We start from the raw sequence: 20,370 nt of genomic DNA on the forward strand, positions 1-20,370 counted from the left end.
CAGGCGTAATCCGCGGTCCATCCGCGGCCGATCGGCTACTCGCTGTCACTCATCCGTACAAAAAGCCCGCGACGAAATCGCGGGCTTTCTGGCGCAAGCGGCGATGGAGACGCCGGCGCGACCGTGGTCAGCGAATGGCGCGGCCGGTGGTCGGGGTTGGGGCGGCCGTCTCGGCCGTCCGTGTCGTTCGCGGCGTCAAGACGCTCAACTGATGCGCAGTGGCTGTGGAGGTCAGCGCCGGCGACTGCTCCCTGACGTCAGCGGCTCCCAGCACGCGTACCTGCACCGCCGATATCGGCAGCCCCTTCGTTTCATAGCGCGGCAACTCTGCTGCAAAACCGGCAGTGGCACCCGCAATCGAGAATGCGGCAACGGCTGCGATCGACAAGGTCGTCTTCTTCACTTCAATTCTCCGGACGAAAGGATTCGAGGGGGCAGCTTACACCTTTTTGCTGCGCTGCGATATCATAATATTGCATTGCAACAATGCAGCGCCCTACCCTCAATTAATAGTGAGAGGCCAACCAGTTAGCCGAAAGGCCTGGCGTGTGTTCCGGGGGCCGTGGGCAGGCCGCCCAGCAGGTCGGCAACGGCGCGCGCATTGGGACTGGCAAACGAGCACATAGGGCCTTAGGCCGGATAGCCGACTTGTCCGCTTGGAGAGAAAAATGAGCCGTTTCTGGAGCAGCCTGACGCACGACCTGAGGCCTTATGTGCCAGGCGAACAGCCCCGCATGGCGGAACTGGTCAAGCTCAACACCAATGAAAGTCCCTTCGGTCCTTCCCCGCGCGCGTTGGAAGCGATCCGCGGCGAGGCCGCTGATACGCTGCGTCTATATCCGGACCCGCAGGCGTCAGCGCTGCGGGCTGCGTTGGCCGACCATCATCAGGTACGGTCAGAACAAGTGTTCGTCGGCAATGGCTCGGACGAGGTGCTGGCCCACGTCTTCGCCGCGCTGCTAAAGCATGATGCGCCGTTGCTCTTCCCTGACATCACCTACAGTTTCTACCCGGTCTATTGCCGCCTGTTCGGCATTGCTTACGAAACCGTCCCGCTCGATCAGGCCATGCAAATCCGCTGTTCCGATTATCGCCGGCCGGCCGGTGCGCTCATCCTGCCCAATCCGAATGCGCCAACAGGCGTTGCGTTGTCACGGGCCGAGATCGTTACCTTGCTGGAGGACCATCCCGACGCTCCCGTTGTCATCGACGAAGCCTATGTCGATTTCGGTGCCGAGACCGCGATACCGCTGGTCGCCTCCCACCCGAACCTTCTGGTCGTTCAAACCATGTCCAAGTCCCGGGCCCTGGCTGGCTTGCGGGTTGGCTATGCCATCGGCAACGCCGACCTGATCGAGGGGCTCACCCGGGTGAAGGACAGCTTCAACTCCTATCCCCTCGGCCGGCCCGCCCAGGCCGGCGCCATCGCCTCGCTGCAGGACGAAGCCTATTTTCAACAGAGCCGCGCGCGCGTGATCGAAGGCCGGGAGCGGCTGAACCGCGGCCTGGTCGGGCTTGGCTTCGAGGTGCTGCCGTCCTCCGCCAATTTCGTCTTTGCGCGGCATCCGGCACGCGAGGGCGCGGCGCTGGCCACCGCGCTGCGCCAACGGGCGGTGATCGTCCGCCATTTTTCCGCTCCCCGTATCGCCGACCATCTTCGGATAAGTGTGGGCACAGACGAGCAAGTTGACCGGCTGTTGTCGGCGCTATCGGACATCTTGGACAGCCCATAGCCAGAAGCCCGGATGAGCGGAGCGATATCCGGGGCGGTATCAGAGTGGTCGCCGGATGTCGCTTCGCTCATCCCGGGCTACGCCATTACCAGCTAGCCATGTCAGGGAATCTCATAGACCGACACCTTGTCCGCGATGCCGCTCAGCGCCACGCGTCTCGTCGCCGGCTTCAGCCCGTTGCTCTCGAGCAGGGCCCGGGCATGCGCGTTTTCCACCACCGATTCCGTCACCACGATCGAGCGTGAGGCCGCAAGCCCCTGGACGCGCGAGGCGATATTGACCGTCTGGCCAAAATAGTCCTGCTGGCCATTGAGTGTGACCGCAAGGCATGAGCCTTCGTGGATGCCCATCTTCAGGCGCAGGCTCTGATGCTGGCGCTCGGCGCCAAGATCGCTCATCGCCTCGCGCATGCGGATCGCCGCGGCAATGGCGCGGTCGGGCGTCTCGAAAGTCGCCATGACGGCATCGCCGATAGTCTTCACGATCGCTCCCCTTTCGGACGCAATAATCTCCTGCAGCAGCCTGAAATGCTCATTGACGAGATCGAAGGCCGTGAGGTCACCGACGCGCTCATAGAGCTCGGTGGAGTCCTTGAGATCGCTGAACAGGAAAGTCAGGCTCAGGATCTTGAGGCGCTGGCCAATGGCGAGCGTATCGGTCCGGTAGATATCGCGAAACGTCTGATTGGTGAGGAGACGCGTTGCCGTGAGAACCGACTTGCGTCGCTTGAGGATGTCGTCCAGCGCAGGGTTCGCCACCCATACCGCCGGCAGCACGCGACCGTCGGTGCGGTTGTCCAGGGCGAGGCGCAGCGGCCCGGGACGCAAGGTCACGGTATCGACGGGAACCTGGACCCTGTTGAAGATCACCGACAGGTTCTGGCGCTCGCTGGTCTCTTCGCCGCTGACCTCCAGGAACTGGGCCGCATGCGTCACGGGATCGAACACGATCAACGTGCCCTGCGGCACCTGCAAGGAAAGGATGGCCCTTTCGCCTGCCGGCAAGTCGACGATTTCGAGCGTGACCTCGTCCAGCAGCTTCTCCAGATCGGTCGGAAGATCGATCGCCGAACTCCAGAAGATCTGGCGATAATATTCGGCCGCGGATAGTTCGTCGGGATTATGGGCCGCGATCTTGCGCACGCGCGGGCTTACCGTAAAAGTCACCTCGACCAGATTATCGAGCGTCGTCTCATAGCCCGCGGCGCAGAAGGCGCAATGATACTGCGTCCGATCCAGGGTCTTCAGGCTTTTGTTGGCGGAAAGAACCCCGGCGCAGCTCGGGCACATCACGTTCCATGTCATCTCGAATATGCCGAGCCCCACCGCATTCAGAAGGGCTGCGATGACCCGATCTTCGTCGATACCTTCCGTGCCTGCGAGATCAAGCGCGTTCATCTTGTTCAAGGCATGATCCGGGGCATGCCGCACCATCCGCTCGAGCATGTCGACAACGGCTTCGTCGGACGACTGGCGCAGGGCCACAAACAAAGTCCCGGTTTCACTCATGCGACAATGCTACCTGAAAGAAGGCCGCGCGAACACCCGCTAAGCCATGCGCCCATCTAACAAGATGCTCGCCCATCGCCCGAGACAGTGAAAGATCAGCGGATTGGATGGCGTATTCCCCACGCTCAGTTACGCTCAATTAATGGTGAGAGCCCAACCGGTTAGCAGAAGGGCCTGACATGCGTTCTATCGGCGGGTTACGCTGAGCCTGTCATCACTACGCGAGCGCAATTGCGCTCGTCGGGGGTGCGCATTCGCGCGACCCATTGGCTAACTCGCCCTATTCAAACCGGCGTCCGCCGAACGGGAGAAAAGCATGCAAGTCGCAGTCGTCGGTGCCGGAGCGGTCGGGTGCTACTATGGAGGACTGCTGCTGAGGGCCGGGCATGACGTGACGTTCATCGGCCGGCCGCCGCATGTCGATGCCATCAACACTCATGGCCTGCTGCTGGATACCAACACGTTCAAAGGCCACCTGCCCGCCAAAGCCGCAACCGACGCAACGGCGCTTGCCTCACCCGATCTGGTGCTGGTGTGCGTGAAGTCGGCCGATACCGAGCAGGCAGGCCGATCGCTTGCCGGACGCTTGCTGCCGCAAGCATCCGTTCTCAGCCTGCAGAACGGCGTCGACAACGCGTCGCGTCTTTCCGCCGTCACCGGCCACGCCGTCATTCCCGTCGTCGTCTATGTCGGCAGCGAGATGGCCGGGCCCGGACACGTCCGGCATCACGGCGGCGGCGACCTCGCCATCGGCCCCTCCGCCGCGAGCGAAGCGCTGGCGCAAACGCTTCGAGCCGCCGGCATCCGCACCACGATCGCCGATGACATCGACAAGACGCTGTGGAGCAAGCTGATCATCAACTGCGCCTTTAACGCGCTTTCCGCCGTGGCCGGCATCTCCTACGGCCCGATGCTGGAAGTCGAAGGCACAAGCGATGTCGTCACGCGCGCGGTGCAGGAAGCAGCATCCGTCGCCCGCGCCTGCGGCGTATCGATATCAGACGATATCATCGAGCAGATCCTGAAAATCCCCGCCAACATGCCGAACCAGATGTCGTCTACCGCGCAGGATCTTGCGCGCGGCAAGCCCAGCGAGATCGACTTTCTCAACGGCTACGTGGTGCGCAAGGGCGCCGAGCTCGGCATTGCCACGCCGACCAATCATGCCCTGCAGGTCATGGTGAAGCTGGCGGAACGGGGCAAGGCGATGTCGCGGAAATAGCCCGAATCAACGGCCGCCTACGCGACCAGGCGCTTCTCGAGGATCTTCCGGAAATCCGTGGCCAAGCTGCCGTAGTAGCCGGCCAGCACCTCATAAAAGCTCTGCTCGGCCTTGTCGGTTGCATCCCGCGCCTGCTGTTCGCAGCGCGAGGCTTTCGTCTCATACTTCTCCACTTTGGTCTGGAGTTCAGCCACCACCATCGTCGTTACTCCCCGCCACACGCACCCCTAGGATGCTAGGCCGGCAAAGGTCGAAAAGATGGCCGGGCTAAGGAGATTTCGTAGCGCAGCCGTGAGCAAGTCGTGGCTGATAGCGCGGGGCCTATCGTGCCGGCACCGGCGCCGGCGGACGCAAGCGTGACCGCGACGCGGCTGTCGCGGCAACCTGTGGCTTCGCCGCAACGCGCTTCGCATTGTCGATGGATTCCAGATAGGACGTCAGCGCCCAAGCCGAGCTGGAGCCGCTGGAGTAGTGCTTCTGCAGGAACAGATAGAGCGTGAGGTGAAAGCGGCCCTTGGCGAGCCCGCGCGGGCTGCGATGGCAGGACACGCAACTTTCGGCAAACAGTTTTGGCGCCGGTTTTCCCTGATCGAGGTTCTGTGCGAAGGCCACCGATCCGCCCAGCGCAGCCATGACGGCAACAACAAGCAGACCGCAGCGCGCTTTCATGGGCGACATCAGTTTTTCCGGCATATGGAGCGGATGAGCTGCCTCAGGCAACTCGGGAGGAAGGCAGGCGACACGCAATCTGCTGTCCAGCCGTGGCAAAAAATGGGTGCGCCTCCGCCAACATTGCGTTCCAATCGCGGCATGGCGCAGTTCGTGGGATGGGAGGAGCATCGCTCAATACGGCGGCTTCTTCTTTTCCCGCTGCGCCCGCGCCGCCTCCATCCACCACGCGAGATCATCGGCAAAGCGCGGAAACGTGTGCGACAGCGCCTTGCCGCCGTCGCCGGTCGGCTTGGCGTCTTCGCTGAGCGTCTGCGCGATCGGGCCGACCGCGATCGAGCTCGAAATCACCACCATGCCCATTTCCGACAGCGTGCCATGCCATGCCAGCGCCGCGCGCGCGCCGGAGAAGCGGCCGGCCGAATAGCTGGCAATCGCGGCGGGACGCCAGAACCATTCTTCGAGGAAATGGTCGGTGAGGTTTTTCAGCCCCGGCTGCATGCCCCAATTGTACTCGCCGGTGACGAACACGAAGCCGTCGGCGGTGCGGATCCGCCCGGCCAGTTTCTCGAGCGCGTCCGGCGCGCCGCCTTTCGGATATTCCTTGTACATCCGGTCCAGCATCGGCAGGCCGATCGCCTTGGCGTCGATCAGTTCGACATCATCGCCGCGGGCGGCAAATCCCTCGACAACGAATTGCGCCAGCCGGATGCCCATGCGGTCGGACCGGTAGGAGCCGTAAAAGACGAGAATGCGGTTGCTCATGGGACCTGCACCTTGAGACATTGGATGATGCATCCGAACCATGCGGGCCATTCCCATGCAAGCCCTCGCCTGCCGCAAAATAAACCGAAAAGGCTGCCGCGCGATACCTAAGGCCGGACTTCATGCTCTTCGATAATTCCCGGATGAAGCTGCATCTTTTCCGGATTACCGCATAGAGACGCCACCGCCCGCCGAATCAAGCCAACAAAAAAGCGGCCTTGCGGCCGCTTCGTTGCAGTTGCGCGTCCGGCTCTACCAATAGCCGGGCTCGTCATAATAGGCGTAGGAATCAACGTATGGCGCGCCTGCGATCGCAGCCGCCGTTCCGATCGCACCGGCGGCTACGCCAGCCGCAAGCCCAACAGGCCCGGGACCGTAATAGACGCGAGGTCCGTAATAGACGCGAGGTCCATAGTAGCTATAGTCATAGCGGCTTGGCGTCCGCACGCCATACCCGCCGCGCAGATAGTTGGAGTTCGGGTAGGTGAACCCGATCATGCCGGGCTCCTGGGTCGCTTCCTGCGACATCGCAGGCGTGGCAAGTGCGGTCGCAAGGATCGCGGCCCCGCCAAGCAGTGTCAGTTTCGTCATCGTTCACTCTCCTGTTCATATGAACAGCGAACGGACGAGACGAGATGCTTGTTCCGGAGGGCGATTCACAGCGCCGTGATGTTCAGAAGCATCGCCTGCATGTCACCGCCAAGAGGCCCGCCAAGGAGAAGCCCCAAGAGAAAAGGCCGGCGGGCATTACGCCGCCGGCCTTCTCTTGCAACTGCCGGCTCGGGAGGTCCGGTTCCGCTGCGATTCCATGCCTAAAATTTGACCTCTATAGTATTAATAAAATCTTAACGATCCGATGTGAGGTGCATCACGGTTGGGCAGAACCTTCTGCGGCTAGCTTCGTACCAATACGAGTAGCTTCGCTTATGCGCAGGAGGCCAACATGGCCCAGGTTTATTTCCACTGTTCGAACTCCCGGGAAGTCCGGATCGACCGGTCCGGCGAAGCGGTGAGCGACCTCGCCGAGGCCCGCGACCGCGCGGCCTGCATCGTCCGGTCGCTGATCATGGGACGCGACTCGGAAGACTGGCGCGACTGGGTCGTGCATGTCAGCGACGATTTCGACGACGAGATCTTCGTTCTGCCGTTCGCCTTCGTCCTCGGCAAGCCGCACTGAGAGGCTGCCATGCTGCCGGCGCGACCGCCCTTCATGCCGCTGCTTCGCCGCCTCGATGCCATGATGGCGCGGTGCCACCGCCTGATCGAGCGCGCCCGCGACCCCTATCGTCCCGAGCGCCACTACATGCGCGGCCCCGGCCCGAAATGGCACGCCAGGCATCGCGCCGACATCGCAGGCGTTGCCCTCTAAGGACCCGGCCGACCGCGCAGCCGACACGTTCGGCGCCAGACCTGGAAAATCCCGATTCCCTTCGCATTCTTTGCTGCGCGCCGGTCCAGCGCCTGGAACCCGCGGCCCCAACCTCTCCACGAGATTGCCTTGCTTTGGTCAAACCTCGCTGGCCGTGTGGCGGCTTGGACAAGGCTTTCCGGGATTTCGACACCGCAAAGCGTGCTCGCCGCCCGATGTGGGTGCCATTGGACTGAGCAAGGGACCGCCAATGCAATCGCCAACGCTGAAAGACACCGATCCGCACGACGTCTTTGCGATCGAGACGCTGCTGGCCGCGCATGCCGAAAAGGCGCCGCCGCTGGCGCACGATCCGGCCGCCCATCCAGCGGCGCCGCCGGTAGATGTTGCGGCGGGGCCGCAAACCCAGCCCGCGGCGGCACCGCAAATTCACGTCGCGCCCGCGATTTCGGTCGCGCCAACCCCGCAGGTCGAACCGACGTTTCGTGCGCCCGACGTGCGCGATATCCGGATCGAGAATGTCAGGCCGAGCGAGATCAAGGTGGACGGTCTCAAGCCTCTTGGCGAACGGCCGACGGCCAAATGGGTGAAGCGCATTGTCATGGCGCTCCTGGGCCTGTGCGGCGCAATGGCTGCCGCCGCCTGGCAGCACTATGGCGATCATGCCAAGGCGATGGCCGCCGAGTGGACGCCGCCCTTTGTGCTGGCTGCATTGTCCTCGGACAAGCCTGCCATTGCCGAGCAACCAAACGCGCCTGCAGTCCAGGCCGCCGCGGCTGATCCGGCCGCCGCGCAGCAGCCGGTGGCAGCGGCACCGACCCAGCCCGAACCCGCCGCCACGGCTGCGGTCGCGCCTTCTGCCGCGCCTTCCGCAGAGTCGGCCCAGTTGCAATCGATGACGCAGGATCTCGCCGCAATGGGCCAGCAGGTGGAGGAGTTGAAAGCCACCATCGCGCAGCTCAAAGCGAGCCAGGCCCAAATGGCGCGTGAACTTGCCAAAGCCTCGGAGGGCAAGGCGGCCGAAGCCAGGCCTGTCGAGCAGAACGTGCGGCCCAGGGTGTCGGCGCTGACGCCGCCTGCGCCGCGGCCGGCCGCCCCGCCGCCTGCGCGCAAGCCGAAGCCGGCCTATTCCTATTCGCCGTCCTATTCACCGGCACCGATTGCCGCCGCGCCCGCAGCACCGCTGCCGCCGGCGCAAGCCGGCGCGCCATTGCCGCCACCCCAGCAAACGATGGCCGACGACGGCGCACCAGTGGTGCGCCCACCGATGCCGCTGCGGTAGGGAGCTGCGTTCCCCGGATGCTGCGCGGCGCGCCGCCGGCGGCGTGATGCGCTGCTGATCCAACTGGCCACGCCAATCCGCTAGCTCTGATGCGGTCCCCGCATCAGCTTCATGGCGTCCTCGATATGACGCCATTCCCTGGCTTCCTCGGCATCACCCTTGCTCTCGCAAGCCTGTGCATTATGCGCGGCTTGCGCGATCGCGGTGAGGCCGTGCTTCTCCATCATCTGGCGCGCAATCGTGTGGATCTGCATTTCCGACATCATGTCGCTCTCCCCAGGGTTCCACCAGTCCAGGCCGCAGCGTTTCGGTCATCGCGGCTTGCTCGTGAAACTGCCGAACCGAAAGTCTCGTTCCTCCCGCTGCGGCAGATAATTTTCGGACAAGTTTAGGGATCGCGCGGTTCCACTGCGGGTCCCCGTAATATCCCGTCCGCAATCTCCCCGAATATCAAGTCGATCTTGCGGCTGGTATTTTTCAGCGTGAATCGCAATCGCGGGAGTCGGACATGGCAAAAGTCTATTTCCACTACTCCAATTCCGAAGGCGTATGCATCGACCAGCGCGGCACTGCCGTCGGAAACCTGACCGAGGTGCGCGAGCACGCCGCCCGCGTCGTGCAGTCGCTGATTGCGGCGCAGGGCCCGGAAGACTGGCGCGACTGGACGTTGCATGTCAGCGACGATCTCAACGACGAAATCTTCGCCCTGCCGTTTTCGTCCGTGCTCGGCAAGCTGCATTGAGAGGTCGCCATGCTGGCCATGCAACCGCTTCTCCGGCGCCTGACAGAGATCGTGATCCATTGGCACAGGCTGGTCGACCTGGCCCGCGACCCCTACCGCCCCGAGTTGCACTACATGCGCGGCCCCGGCCCGAAATGGCACGCGAAGCATGAGAGCACATAGCGCTTAGGATGTAGGCTGGGCAAAGGCGCTCTTGCGACCCGGTGGCTTTTGCCCATCCTATAATTCATTACCTACAAATCCCCTAATTCCGGCGGCTCGAACCAGTTCGTCAGCGACAGGCCACCGTCGATCACGATCGCGGCGCCCGTAACGTAAGCCGATATCCGGTTCGACAGCACCGCCAGCGCGAGCGGCGCAAGATCGCTGGCCTGGCCGAGCCGGCCGAGCGGAATGTGTTTTGCGAGCGCGGGATCGGCGACGAAGCCGCCGGCCGCAATCGCGCCGGGCACCAGCGCGTTGACGCGGATGCCGAAGCGGCCGAACGTCTTCGCCAGCTCCTTCACCAGCACCGAAAGCCCCGCCTTCGACGTCGAGTAATGCGGCAGGTTGCGCGGGGTACCGGCATGCAGCGAGGTCAAGAGCAGGAACGAGCCGGGTCTTTTGTCGGCGATCAGCTTTCGCGCCAGTTCGCGCGACAGATGGAATCCGGCTTCAAGATTCACCGCATGCATCTGCGCCCAGGTCTCCGTGCTGACGCCAAGCGCATGATCCGCTTCGCGCCGCGGCGGAGAGGCGCTGTGCACGAAGTGCGTCACGCGCCCGAGGGTGGCGGCTGCTTCCGCCAATAGCGCCTCGCGCGCCGCGACATCGGCGAGATCGCCGACCCAGGGCACGGCGAGCTCCGGCCGCGACGAAGCGTTGACGGCTGCGGTCACCGTTTCCCGGTTCACGTCGGCGAATACCGTTCGCACACCCTCGCCGACCAGGGCTTGCGCGATCGCGCGGCCGATCCCGTTGCCCGCGCCGGTGACGAGCGCCGCCTCGCTTGCAGGGTCGAATGGATTATCGAGCAGGCTCATGTCGGTAACTCCTTTCGAGGGATGTCATCATGCCCGAACAAACAGCACGGAGGGCCCCTCGCCCTGGATGTCACGGGCATCCATCTCTTACCTGATCTCAATCGCGGACTCATTAGTGCGTAGCCGAATACGGATTATGCCAGCTTGCTACCTTGCCAATCGCTCAAAACGAAAGTTGCGGATCCTGAGGGTGCTGAGCAACGCACCCGAAACATGCCCCTGGTCATTACGTGTAAATCGAATTCGATTCTGCCCGTTCACGAACAGGTCAGTCGTGACGGGAAGCAGCGGCAGATCCGCTGCCTTCGATCGCACCACCAGATGACCGTCCTTGATGATCACTTCATACGGCAGGTCGATTTCGTCGCTGCGAAACATGCCGGTGAAACCCTCAAGCTGTGCGACCGTTGGCTGATAGGCGGCCGCGCGGCTGAAGTGGAACGACTTGCCTGCTTTGGTTCGCGCAGTGAATCCGCTGGGCGTCCCGGCCTCGTCCGGCCGGAAGCTCAATTCGGTCTGGAAAACAACATAGCGGAATCGCGTGTCGCTGATCGCTCTCAGCTCGTACCCTTTGCCGTTGAGGCCTCCACCCCAAAGTTTCCCATCTTCCACGTGCAGGCGCAGAACGCGAATGTCATCAGGATCGACATATACGCCCGCGAGAGCGGCCAGCCTGTCGGGGCCGGGCTGGGGCAACGTCGTGAAATCGCCATCTGCAGCATCAGCAGACGCAAGCTCGGGGGCGAGATAGATATCAGCGATCTTCCGATTCAATGCGCCGGGATTGATGGAGGCGAGATTGCACAACGTCGCGACGGAGAAATGCTGGCCGGGGAATCGCATCATAGCGGCTTTGTAGCCGGCATCTTCACCAGCATGCTCGGCGATTTTCAGGCCGCGATATCTGGTGACGACCAGGCCGGCCGCGTAGTCGATAGCCGTGCCGTCGTCCAGACGTCGCGGCTCCTGCAATTCCTTGATAATCGCTTCACCGCCAACGCGGGCTGTGTAGAAATTTTCATCCCAAAGCGCCAAATCCTCGACCGTGGTAAGAAGACTTGTCGCGCCCACGGTATCGAAATTGGGAACATTCAAGTCGAAGCGACTTCCCTTCTGCCTGTAACCATAAGCGATGTTCTCAACGATTTCCGCGTGATCATCGCGAAAGTGCGTATGTTTCATGACAAGGGGCTGGAAAACGCGCTCCGTTGTAAAGCTACGAAATGTCCTGCCGCTCACGCGCTTGACGACCTGCGCCAGAAGCGTGAAACCCGTATTTGAATAGAGGAATTCAGAACCGGGTGGAAAGTTGAGCGTTCGCTGGCGCGACATTATCGTCAGTACGTCTTGGTCAGTGATCAAATCCGAGGGGCGCCAACCCGCAAGCGTCAATAGCTCCCATTGGTCACGCAACCCGCTGGTGTGATGCAGCAAGTGACGAAGCGTGATCTTGACGCCAAAATCCGGCAGCTCGGGCACATAGGTCTTCACGGCGTCGTCGCGCGAAAGCTTGCCCTCGTGCTCCAACACCAGCACCGCCGCGGCCGTGAACTGCTTGGATATGGAGCCGACATGAAACACGGTCGCAGGCGTGATCTTCTCGCCGCGATCGAGGTCCGCCATGCCGTAGCCGCGCTTATGGACGATCCGGCCATCTTTCATGACGGCCACGGCGCAGCCGGGAGAATTCGGCTTGTCCCACTGCTGGAACAATTGATCGACGCGGGCAGTCTCGTCCGGTGATTCCGATCGCGCGGTCGAGGTTGTCGCCAGGCCCAGGGTCGCAGCCAAGAGCACAAGCAGGTCCAGGCGCAATCGCATCGGGTCAGGCCTCGCTATTCCCTTCCAGCTTGACGCAAAGTCTATACTACGCCTCACACCTTGCGCTGTATCAATTCGGCACCATCTGCACCGCTAGGTTGCTTCCAGCTCGCTGGAAACGGTCCTAAGCTCCCTCGGTAACCGGCGGGCACCGCCCATGCAAACCCGCGTCCGAAAAGTCGCCCACGTGCTGGAACGCCTTGGGCTTGCCATGGCAGGTGCGGCGAGCGGGTTGTTCGTGGCGGCTCTGGTGGGAACGAGCCATTCCGCCCTCACCAATCAGGCCTTCCTGCTCCTGATGATGATCGGCGGCGCCGTCGGCTTTTACCTTGGCATCGATACGCCGCCCCATCGCCTCACTGCATCGGACGGCGGGTCTGATGGCGCCTGGGAAGGCAAGATCGACACGCCGGAGCTGCTCAGCGCGGTCGGCACCTTCCTCGCGGCATTCTCGGCGTTCGCTTGCGTCGGCGTGATCGTGCTGCGCCACGATCCGCATTTGGCATGGATATCGATGATCATGGCCGGATGGGTGGTCGGCGTCGCGATGCAGATCATCGCCGGCACGATCGCCCGCCTGCACCGCTAGAGCATGATCCGGAAAAGTGGGTACCGGTTTTCCCTCGCGACAAACGCGGAACGCGTCTGCGCGGAGATCATGCTCAAATCAAAGAGATAGAGCGAGATGACGATTCGAAGAAAAGTCATCTCGCTCTAGTCGGCAGCAGCCCATTCGCCGTCAGCTCTCCTCCTCCTCCAGCGTCAGCACCAGACCCGTCAGCGCCGCGCCGATGCCGAACATCAACCCATAGGTCGTGACCAGCATCACCGTGGTCTGAACAGGTGCGTCACTTTTGGCGACAAGGTCCCTGACATGGAAGGCATCGGTCAGGCCGAGCAATAGGACCAGCGACAGCCCAAGCGCCACGCCCATCAGGAAATGGGTCAGTAGCGCATTGAAGAGTGACTTTTCCGGACGCGATCTTTCCCGACGCATGGACGCCGTGCCTTCGGCATGATGCCAAGCCAACGCACGGCCGAAGGAACTGGTTCCCGGCTGCGAGAATAGAATTCGACCAGTGCTACGGCGCGTCAGCCCCCCGGAGGCGTTTGCCAAACGTTAAGCAAGCGCCGGCATACCCATCGGCATTCCCAAGAAACTCCACAATCTTTCCTGGGAAGAAGACAGCATTTTTCGACAAAGGAGAATTTTCCATGCGGTTAGGGCAAGCGATCTTCTTCGGTTCGGCGGCCGCCCTCCTCACCTTGGCAGCGCCGACGCTCGCCAGGAATTCCAGCACGAACGCCCATACGGCGAAGGCGACCGAGGCGCCCGCGGCCGGCAGCTGCCATGCCTATCAGCAGGCGGCCGACGGCTCATGGACGCAGCGGCCCTGTGAGGCGATGGGCTCCAAGGCGCCGGCCCAGCCCCGCTCCGCCGCAAAGGGCGCCACCGAAGATATGCAGTGATGCGGGCAAAGGCGCCTGTGCGCCGTGTCCACCATCCATCATCGATCGTGCATCTTGATGGTGGGCACGCGGGGCCTGTCATCACTACGCGAGCGCTATTGCGCTCGTCGCGGGGCGCGGCATTCGCCGCGATCCGGTGGCTTTGTCCACACGGACTGCGAACTGATTTGCTTCGTGCGCAAGCGTAAATACATGTAGCGGCCTGCGACAAGCTGGCACGACGGGCAAATCACCAAAAATCTGTCCAGCCCTCCCAGCAAAAATATTCTGCTTTCGTTCTCACCCAAATCAGCTCCATAACTCCGCCCGTCTCACGGCAGATGAGGGGCGTTGGCCATCGTCACGAACGCGCGGTGAGATGCGATGGACGCTGATGGCGCGCTAGACGTACGCGCCGGACGCGTACGGCGAAGTCGTGTGGTTCGGGCGCCGCGGTGCTGGCGCTAAGTTGCGTGAAACTGTTTGCGCAGCGACGGAGGCAACAGAGCCGTTCTCCGGGAAGAGCACGAAGTAAGCCGTAAAGCCATTGCGCAGGGAAGGCCGGAATGCTCCCGCTGCCCTGTATGCTCGTGTGCAGTTTTGTTTGCGCAAATCGCACGCGAGACCGCGGGTGCAGCAAGCACCCGGTCTTCCCTGCGCCCTCTGAACGAGAGGGTACAGTTCAAGTGCAAACCTCGGGCGCGACGCGCCGCGAGATCATAACGTCATATTCAGTTGTCATCGTCCGCCTTGTGCGCAATTGCGCACTGGGGCGGACGATCCGGTATTCCAGAGACGCCAGTGATTGAACCAAGAAGTCGCGGCGTACTGGATGCCCGCCTTCGCGGGCATGACGAGCCCGTGCAATTTTCGGCGTCATTGCGAGGAGCGAAGCGCCGCCCTGCTCAGCCAATCGTCGAAACGCGTCGGCATGATCCGCGCGCCAGCGTCCGGCACCAGCGTGCGCAACGCGAGCGGCGCACCGAAATACGGCACGTCAGCGCCCGACACGATCTTGCTGCTGTCGCCCTGCTTGCGCAGCCAGCGGCCGACGAAATCCGCAAGCGTCGCCGGTTCCGGACCTGCGACCTCGCGTATGCCGTTGGCGGGATCCCCGAGGGTCACGTCGGCGAGCGCGACGGCGACCTCGTCGGAAAGCAACGGCTGCATCAACTGGCTGGAGACGTGGACCGCGCCATCCCTGCGCCCGGAATCTGCGATCGCGCCGACGAATTCGAAGAACTGGGTAGCGCGCAGGATCGTGTAGGCCAGGCCGGATTTCGCGATCAGCCGCTCCTGTGCCAGCTTGGCACGGAAGTAGCCGCTGCTCTCGAGCCGGTCGGTGCCGACGATCGACAGCGCAACGCAATGCCGTACGCCGCCCTGCTTCGCGGCCGCGATCAGGTTGCGCGTCCCCATCTCGAAGAAGTGCAGTACCGCCTTGTCCTCGAACGAGGGCGAATTCGACACATCAACGACAATGTCGGCGCCTGCAAGCGCTACTTGCAGGCCCTCTCCGGTCACAGCGTTGACGCCCCTGCTCGGCGACGCCTGCAGCACCTCATGGCCGCGCGACCGGAGCAGAGATGCCAATTTCGAGCCGATAAGGCCTGTTCCACCGATGACAACGATCTTCATTTTCCTCGCTCCTCTCTCGAAAGCCGCGGCAACCCGCACTGCATCAAGACGACTGTGCAAGGCGCCGGCGTGACACGCCACCACTGTAAACTCTGGATTAAGTTGCACCACCTATACTGGTGGCCTACATGCCCTGACCCGCGCAAATGGCCTAAAATCCCATGAAAATCGGCACCCTCCTGACCACTGCCATCGTCTCGCTTTCCGCCGTCGGCGGCGGGCTCGCCGTCTATGTGGCGGCTTCGAAATACCAGACCATGGACAAGGTTTCGGTCGCCCAGAGCCGGCTGGAGCTGGTGCGCGCGGTCGGCGATATCCCGCGCTACATGAATCCCGAGCGTGGCTTTGCCACCAACATCATGTTCGGACCTCCCGCCGTGGATCCGAAGCTGATCGCCGAACTCGACAAATATCGCAAGAACACCGATGGCGCGCGCGACACAAAATGAACCGGGTCAAAACGACTCTGCCCGGCGCGATCGACGACAGTGCCGCCGTCACCAGCAGCATCGATGCCCTGAACTCACAGTTCGCTGCGCTGCGCACGGCCATCGACAAGGCCCTCACCGGTCCGCCGGAAGCCCGCCGCGATGCGGCCAAGAAAATCGTCTCCGACAACTCGGTCTTCAACAAGGCTATCACCACGCTGCTCGACGAGCAGGTGCGCAAGATTGCGCTGCTCGACGGCACGGCCTACCGGCAGGCAAGCTACGCCAATATCGCCTGGACGCTACGCGACGTCGGCGGTCTCAACTCCAGCCTGCACAAGAATCTCATCGGCGCCAACCGGGTAGCCACCGAAGCCGAGAAGATGGAGATCAGCCGCTCGCAGGGGCGAAACGATCAGATTCTGATGACGCTGCAGGAATTGCGCGGCAATCCCTCCACGCCGGCCAATGTGGTCACCGCGCTTGACAAGATGAACGCAGCCTATGTCGATCGTTTCGGCAAAGAGCTGAAGCTCGTCAAGGATGGCGCCATCAGCGGCAAATATGAACACGATATGGAGACCTACTACGCAGAGACGCAACTCGGTCTTGCGTCCATCATTACGGTCCGCGACGCCTTTTACGATAACGCTGAACAGGTGCTCGGTGAAGCCTATTCCTCCGCGCGCTTCAGCTTCCTGATTGCGCTCGCAGGCCTGGCCGCGGTTGTCACCGCAAGCGGCGCGCTGATCGCGATGGTGCGCCGCCGGGTCTGCAAGCCGATCATCGACCTCACCGCCACCATGTCGCGGCTGGCCAGCGGCGACGTGTCCGGTGAAATCGCCGGCACCGGGCGCAGCGATGAGATTGGCGCGATGTCCGCTGCCGTTGGTATCTTCAAGGACAGCATGATCGAGGCCGAACGGCTCGCAGCCGAAAAGGCCGCCGAGAACGACGGCAAGATGCGCCGCGCCCAGGTGCTCGACGAGCTCACCCGCGTATTCGAAGCCAAGGTTACCGAACTCGTCGGCGGGCTGTCGTCGGCATCGTCAGTCATGGAAGACACCGCACAGTCGATGTCGTCGACCGCAACGCTTACCAATCGTCAGGCCGCCATCGTTGCCGCCGCTTCCGAACAAACCTCCGCCAACGTGCAGACGGTGGCGAGCGCCACCGAGGAACTGGCCTCCTCGATCTCGGAGATCGGCCGTCAGGTCGCGCAATCGACCGAAATCGCCGCCCGCGCAGTCGACAATGCGCGGCGCACCGGCGACACCGCCCGCTCGCTCGCCGACGGCGCGCAGAAGATCGGCGACGTCGTGACGCTGATCCAGAGCATTGCCGCGCAAACCAACCTTCTGGCGCTGAACGCGACCATCGAAGCCGCGCGCGCCGGCGATGCCGGCCGCGGCTTCGCCGTTGTCGCCTCTGAAGTCAAATCGCTGGCCGGCCAGACCGCAAAGGCGACCACTGAAATCTCCGAACAGATCGCCGCGATTCAGGCGGCGAGCGACCAGACCGTGACGGCGATCCAGAACGTCGCCAACGTGATCGGCGAGATCGACCAGATCGGCACCGCGATTGCGGCCGCGATCGAGGAACAGGGCTCCGCGACCAAGGAAATCTCCCGCAGCGTCCAGGAAGCCGCGCGCGGTACCCAGGAGGTCAATTCCAACATCACCGGCGTCCAGAAGGCCGCCGACGACACCGGCGCCGCCGCCAATCAGGTGCTCGGTGCGGCCGAGCAATTGTCCTCGCAGTCCAAGGATCTCGCCGGACAGGTCAACCGCTTCCTCTCGGAGGTGCGTGCGGCGTAGGCCTAACGGGCGAGTTCCGGACCGACAAGCCGCGCGCAAGTTGTAGCGCCATGCGTTTCGGCTTTCCCTGCCCTCCGCCGCAAATCGAACAGAAATGCTGCCTAGCGAATGCGCCTCCTACGCGGGGGCACACTTGAACAAGAAACTGAAATATGCCGCGGCGGCGATCGTCGTCTTCGCCGCAGCCGTCTACGTCAACAACACCAACCATCTCGCCGCGCATCGGGACGGCAAGCCCGTACTTCTCGCCCATCGCGGCATTGCCCAACGCTTCGACGAACGCGAGCTGAAGAACGACACCTGCACCGCGGCGCGGATGCTTCCGTCCAGTCACCAGTATCTGGAGAACACGATCGAATCGATGCGAGCCGGTTTTGCGGCGGGCGCCGATATCGTCGAGTTCGACGTTCATCCCACCACCGACGGCGAATTCGCGGTGTTTCATGACTGGACGCTGGATTGCCGCACCGACGGCCACGGCGTCACGCGCGAACACTCCATGGCCTATTTGAAGAAGCTCGATATCGGCCATGGCTATACGGCTGACGGCGGCAAGACCTTTCCGTTTCGCGGCAAGGGCATCGGCCTGATGCCAACGCTAGGCGAGGTGCTGGCAACCTTTCCGGAACAGCGGCTATTGATCAATGCAAAGAGCCGCGACCCCTCCGAGGGAGAGAAGCTCGCGGCCGCGCTGAACAAGCTTCCCGCCGAACGCCGGGCGCAGATCATGGTCTATGGCGGCGACGAGCCGGTCGAGACCGTGCGCCAGTATGCGCCCGGTGTCCGGACGATCTCGCGCGGTGCGATCAAGAGCTGCCTCCTCGGCTACATCGGCTACGGCTGGAGCGGTGTGGTGCCGAAAGCCTGCCACAACGCGATGGTGATGCTGCCGATCAACGTCGCCCCGTGGATGTGGGGCTGGCCGGACCGCTTCCTCAACCGCATGAAGGCGGCCAACAGCGAGGTCTTCGTGCTCGGCCCCTACCGGGGCGGCGAGTTCTCGACCGGAATAGATACGCCTGAGCAGTTTGCGCGTTTGCCGCAAAACTATTCCGGCGGCATCTGGACCAATGAAATCGAGGCCATCGCCCCGCTAACGGGCAAGTAGCCCATAGCCCGCTAGCTCCGTAACCCCGGCGCCTCGTGCCCGGTGCGCGCGACATATTCGGTGTAGCCGCCGCCAAATTGATGAATGCCTTCGGGCGTCAGCTCCAGCACGCGGTTGGAGAGCGCCGCCAGGAAATGCCGGTCGTGGGAGACAAACAGCATGGTGCCCTCGAACTCGGAGAGCGCGTTGATCAGCATTTCCTTGGTCGCGAGATCCAGATGGTTGGTCGGCTCGTCCAGCACCAGGAAATTCGGCGGGTCGTAAAGCATTTTTGCCATCACGAGACGCGCCTTCTCGCCGCCTGACAGCACCCGGCATTTTTTCTCGACATCGTCGCCCGAGAAGCCGAAGCAGCCCGCCAGCGCGCGGAGCGAGCCTTGGCCCGCTTGCGGGAAGGAATCCTCCAGCGACTGGAACACGGTGCGCTCGCCGTCGAGCAGATCCATGGCATGCTGGGCGAAGTAGCCCATCTTGACGCTGCCGCCGACGGCGACCGTGCCGTCGTCGGGTTCGGCTGAACCCGCCACCAGCTTCAACAGGGTCGACTTGCCGGCGCCGTTAACGCCCATCACGCACCACCGCTCCTTGCGGCGGATCATGAAGTCCAGTCCCTGATAGATGCTGCGGCTGCCATAGCCCTTGTGGACATTCTTCAGGCTGACGACGTCCTCGCCCGAGCGCGGCGCCGGCATGAATTCGAACGCCACCGTCTGGCGGCGCTTCGGCGGCTCGACGCGCTCGATCTTGTCGAGTTTCTTGACCCGGCTCTGCACCTGGGCTGCATGGGAAGCGCGCGCCTTGAAGCGTTCGATGAACTTGATTTCCTTGGCCAGCATCGCCTGCTGGCGCTCGAACTGAGCCTGCTGCTGTTTTTCGTTCAGCGCGCGCTGCTGCTCGTAGAACTCGTAATTACCGGAATAGGTCGAGAGCGTGCCGCCGTCGATCTCGACGACCTTGTTGATGATGCGGTTGATGAACTCGCGGTCATGCGAGGTCATCAACAGCGCGCCCTCGTACCCCTTCAGAAACTGCTCCAGCCAGATCAGGCTCTCCAGGTCGAGATGGTTGCTCGGCTCGTCCAGCAACATCACGTCGGGACGCATCAGGAGAATGCGCGCCAGCGCCACGCGCATCTTCCAGCCGCCCGAAAGCGCGCCGACGTCGCCCTCCATCATCTCCTGGCTGAAGCCCAAGCCCGCCAACGCCTCGCGCGCCCGGCCGTCGAGGGCATAGCCATCGAGCTCCTCAAAACGGTGCTGCACCTCGCCGTAGCGCACGATGATCTCGTCCATGTCGTCGGCGCGATCGGGATCGGCCATCGCGGACTCGAGTTCCCGGAGCTCGTTCGCTACGGCGCTGACGGGCCCTGCGCCGTCCATCACCTCTGCCACCGCGCTGCGGCCCGACATTTCACCGACGTCCTGGCTGAAGTATCCGATGGTAATGCCCCGATCGAGCGAGACCTGGCCCTCATCCGGCGGCTCCTGGCCCGAAATCATCCGGAAAAGCGTGGTCTTGCCCGCCCCGTTCGGGCCGACGAGGCCGATCTTCTCCCCCTTCTGGAGGGCCGCGGAGGCTTCGATGAAGAGGATCTGGTGGCCGACTTGCTTGCTGACGTTATCGAGACGGATCATTGGGGCCTGAAAGGGAGGAAATCGCTGCGGCCCGCTGCTTAGGACATCTGGCGCGCCGGTGGAAGCGGTTCCGAATAGCATCATTCGGAGTGATCACTCTACCCATGGGCGGGAGCTATTATGCCTGCAACCGCATGCCGCTCGGATGCAGAATCGGTCGCGG

Annotated in this window: 22 protein-coding genes and 1 pseudogene; 11 read left to right on the forward strand and 12 right to left on the reverse strand. The window is 62.9% G+C overall.

The genetic code is table 11. From position 1 onward, the window contains the following. Positions 1–127: 127 nt before the first annotated feature. Complete coding sequence (locus V1288_RS29260) at positions 128–403, reverse strand: hypothetical protein (RefSeq protein ID WP_334360326.1); 276 nt, start codon at positions 401–403, stop codon at positions 128–130. A gap of 265 nt (positions 404–668) precedes the next feature. Between V1288_RS29260 and hisC the strand changes: the two genes are divergently transcribed. Continuing rightward, complete coding sequence (hisC, locus tag V1288_RS29265) at positions 669–1,733, forward strand: histidinol-phosphate transaminase (RefSeq protein WP_334360327.1); 1,065 nt, start codon at positions 669–671, stop codon at positions 1,731–1,733. A 101-nt stretch (positions 1,734–1,834) separates the two neighbouring features. Here the strand turns inward: hisC and V1288_RS29270 are convergent, their stop codons facing one another. Next, complete coding sequence (locus tag V1288_RS29270) at positions 1,835–3,241, reverse strand: adenylate/guanylate cyclase domain-containing protein (RefSeq protein ID WP_334360328.1); 1,407 nt, start codon at positions 3,239–3,241, stop codon at positions 1,835–1,837. A gap of 316 nt (positions 3,242–3,557) precedes the next feature. On the opposite strand from V1288_RS29270, the gene V1288_RS29275 reads away from it, so the two are divergent. Beyond that, the gene (locus V1288_RS29275) at positions 3,558–4,463 is read left to right on the forward strand and encodes a ketopantoate reductase family protein (protein ID WP_334360329.1); all 906 of its coding nucleotides are present in this window, start codon (positions 3,558–3,560) and stop codon (positions 4,461–4,463) included. Positions 4,464–4,480: 17 nt separating this feature from the next. On the opposite strand, the gene V1288_RS29280 is transcribed toward V1288_RS29275, so the two are convergent. From V1288_RS29280 to V1288_RS29295, 4 genes are all read right to left on the reverse strand, one after another. Continuing rightward, complete coding sequence (locus V1288_RS29280) at positions 4,481–4,663, reverse strand: hypothetical protein (protein ID WP_334360330.1); 183 nt, start codon at positions 4,661–4,663, stop codon at positions 4,481–4,483. Between the two features lie 121 nt (positions 4,664–4,784). Continuing rightward, on the reverse strand, positions 4,785–5,141 hold the full coding sequence (locus tag V1288_RS29285; RefSeq protein WP_442893870.1) for a hypothetical protein: 357 nt from the start codon (positions 5,139–5,141) through the stop codon (positions 4,785–4,787). Between the two features lie 165 nt (positions 5,142–5,306). Beyond that, positions 5,307–5,897: an NADPH-dependent FMN reductase gene (locus V1288_RS29290; protein WP_334360331.1), complete on the reverse strand. Its 591-nt coding sequence runs from the start codon at positions 5,895–5,897 to the stop codon at positions 5,307–5,309. A 252-nt stretch (positions 5,898–6,149) separates the two neighbouring features. Further along, the gene (locus V1288_RS29295; RefSeq protein ID WP_334360332.1) at positions 6,150–6,488 is read right to left on the reverse strand and encodes a hypothetical protein; all 339 of its coding nucleotides are present in this window, start codon (positions 6,486–6,488) and stop codon (positions 6,150–6,152) included. Positions 6,489–6,840: 352 nt separating this feature from the next. Between V1288_RS29295 and V1288_RS29300 the strand changes: the two genes are divergently transcribed. The 3 genes from V1288_RS29300 (at position 6,841) to V1288_RS29310 (ending at position 8,548) form a co-directional block, all read left to right on the forward strand. Then, complete coding sequence (locus V1288_RS29300) at positions 6,841–7,074, forward strand: DUF6894 family protein (protein ID WP_334360333.1); 234 nt, start codon at positions 6,841–6,843, stop codon at positions 7,072–7,074. 9 nt (positions 7,075–7,083) lie between these two features. Further along, on the forward strand, positions 7,084–7,266 hold the full coding sequence (locus tag V1288_RS29305; protein WP_334361481.1) for a hypothetical protein: 183 nt from the start codon (positions 7,084–7,086) through the stop codon (positions 7,264–7,266). A 250-nt stretch (positions 7,267–7,516) separates the two neighbouring features. Next, positions 7,517–8,548 (forward strand): hypothetical protein, encoded by a 1,032-nt coding sequence (locus tag V1288_RS29310; protein WP_334360334.1) that lies wholly within the window; start codon positions 7,517–7,519, stop codon positions 8,546–8,548. An 80-nt stretch (positions 8,549–8,628) separates the two neighbouring features. Here V1288_RS29310 and V1288_RS29315 read toward each other — a convergent pair whose 3' ends face one another. After that, the gene (locus V1288_RS29315; RefSeq protein WP_334360335.1) at positions 8,629–8,814 is read right to left on the reverse strand and encodes a hypothetical protein; all 186 of its coding nucleotides are present in this window, start codon (positions 8,812–8,814) and stop codon (positions 8,629–8,631) included. A gap of 242 nt (positions 8,815–9,056) precedes the next feature. Between V1288_RS29315 and V1288_RS29320 the strand changes: the two genes are divergently transcribed. Next, positions 9,057–9,290 (forward strand): DUF6894 family protein, encoded by a 234-nt coding sequence (locus V1288_RS29320; RefSeq protein WP_334360336.1) that lies wholly within the window; start codon positions 9,057–9,059, stop codon positions 9,288–9,290. A gap of 9 nt (positions 9,291–9,299) precedes the next feature. Beyond that, a complete protein-coding gene (locus V1288_RS29325; RefSeq protein WP_334361482.1) occupies positions 9,300–9,452 on the forward strand; it encodes a hypothetical protein in 153 nt (50 codons plus the stop codon). Between the two features lie 71 nt (positions 9,453–9,523). On the opposite strand, the gene V1288_RS29330 is transcribed toward V1288_RS29325, so the two are convergent. Together V1288_RS29330 and V1288_RS29335 are read right to left on the reverse strand one after the other, a co-directional pair. After that, positions 9,524–10,312, reverse strand: a complete 789-nt coding sequence (locus V1288_RS29330) for an SDR family NAD(P)-dependent oxidoreductase (RefSeq protein WP_334360337.1) — start codon at positions 10,310–10,312, stop codon at positions 9,524–9,526. 147 nt (positions 10,313–10,459) lie between these two features. Continuing rightward, on the reverse strand, positions 10,460–12,133 hold the full coding sequence (locus V1288_RS29335) for a serine hydrolase domain-containing protein (protein ID WP_334360338.1): 1,674 nt from the start codon (positions 12,131–12,133) through the stop codon (positions 10,460–10,462). A gap of 157 nt (positions 12,134–12,290) precedes the next feature. On the opposite strand from V1288_RS29335, the gene V1288_RS29340 reads away from it, so the two are divergent. After that, positions 12,291–12,722: a hypothetical protein gene (locus V1288_RS29340; protein ID WP_334360339.1), complete on the forward strand. Its 432-nt coding sequence runs from the start codon at positions 12,291–12,293 to the stop codon at positions 12,720–12,722. A 150-nt stretch (positions 12,723–12,872) separates the two neighbouring features. Here V1288_RS29340 and V1288_RS29345 read toward each other — a convergent pair whose 3' ends face one another. Beyond that, a complete protein-coding gene (locus tag V1288_RS29345; RefSeq protein ID WP_334360340.1) occupies positions 12,873–13,130 on the reverse strand; it encodes a hypothetical protein in 258 nt (85 codons plus the stop codon). A gap of 218 nt (positions 13,131–13,348) precedes the next feature. Between V1288_RS29345 and V1288_RS29350 the strand changes: the two genes are divergently transcribed. Continuing rightward, complete coding sequence (locus tag V1288_RS29350) at positions 13,349–13,603, forward strand: hypothetical protein (RefSeq protein ID WP_334360341.1); 255 nt, start codon at positions 13,349–13,351, stop codon at positions 13,601–13,603. Between the two features lie 855 nt (positions 13,604–14,458). Here V1288_RS29350 and V1288_RS29355 read toward each other — a convergent pair. Then, on the reverse strand, positions 14,459–15,220 hold the full coding sequence (locus V1288_RS29355; protein WP_334360342.1) for an SDR family oxidoreductase: 762 nt from the start codon (positions 15,218–15,220) through the stop codon (positions 14,459–14,461). Positions 15,221–15,381: 161 nt separating this feature from the next. Between V1288_RS29355 and V1288_RS29360 the strand changes: the two are divergent. Beyond that, a pseudogene (locus V1288_RS29360) lies at positions 15,382–17,465 on the forward strand (methyl-accepting chemotaxis protein). Positions 17,466–17,598: 133 nt separating this feature from the next. After that, a complete protein-coding gene (locus tag V1288_RS29365; RefSeq protein ID WP_334360343.1) occupies positions 17,599–18,573 on the forward strand; it encodes a glycerophosphodiester phosphodiesterase family protein in 975 nt (324 codons plus the stop codon). A gap of 11 nt (positions 18,574–18,584) precedes the next feature. On the opposite strand, the gene V1288_RS29370 is transcribed toward V1288_RS29365, so the two are convergent. Beyond that, complete coding sequence (locus V1288_RS29370) at positions 18,585–20,207, reverse strand: ABC-F family ATP-binding cassette domain-containing protein (RefSeq protein ID WP_334360344.1); 1,623 nt, start codon at positions 20,205–20,207, stop codon at positions 18,585–18,587. Between the last annotated feature and the right edge of the window lie 163 nt (positions 20,208–20,370).

Origin of the sequence: Bradyrhizobium sp. AZCC 2176 (assembly GCF_036924645.1) — a bacterium.
Taxonomy (GTDB): domain Bacteria; phylum Pseudomonadota; class Alphaproteobacteria; order Rhizobiales; family Xanthobacteraceae; genus Bradyrhizobium.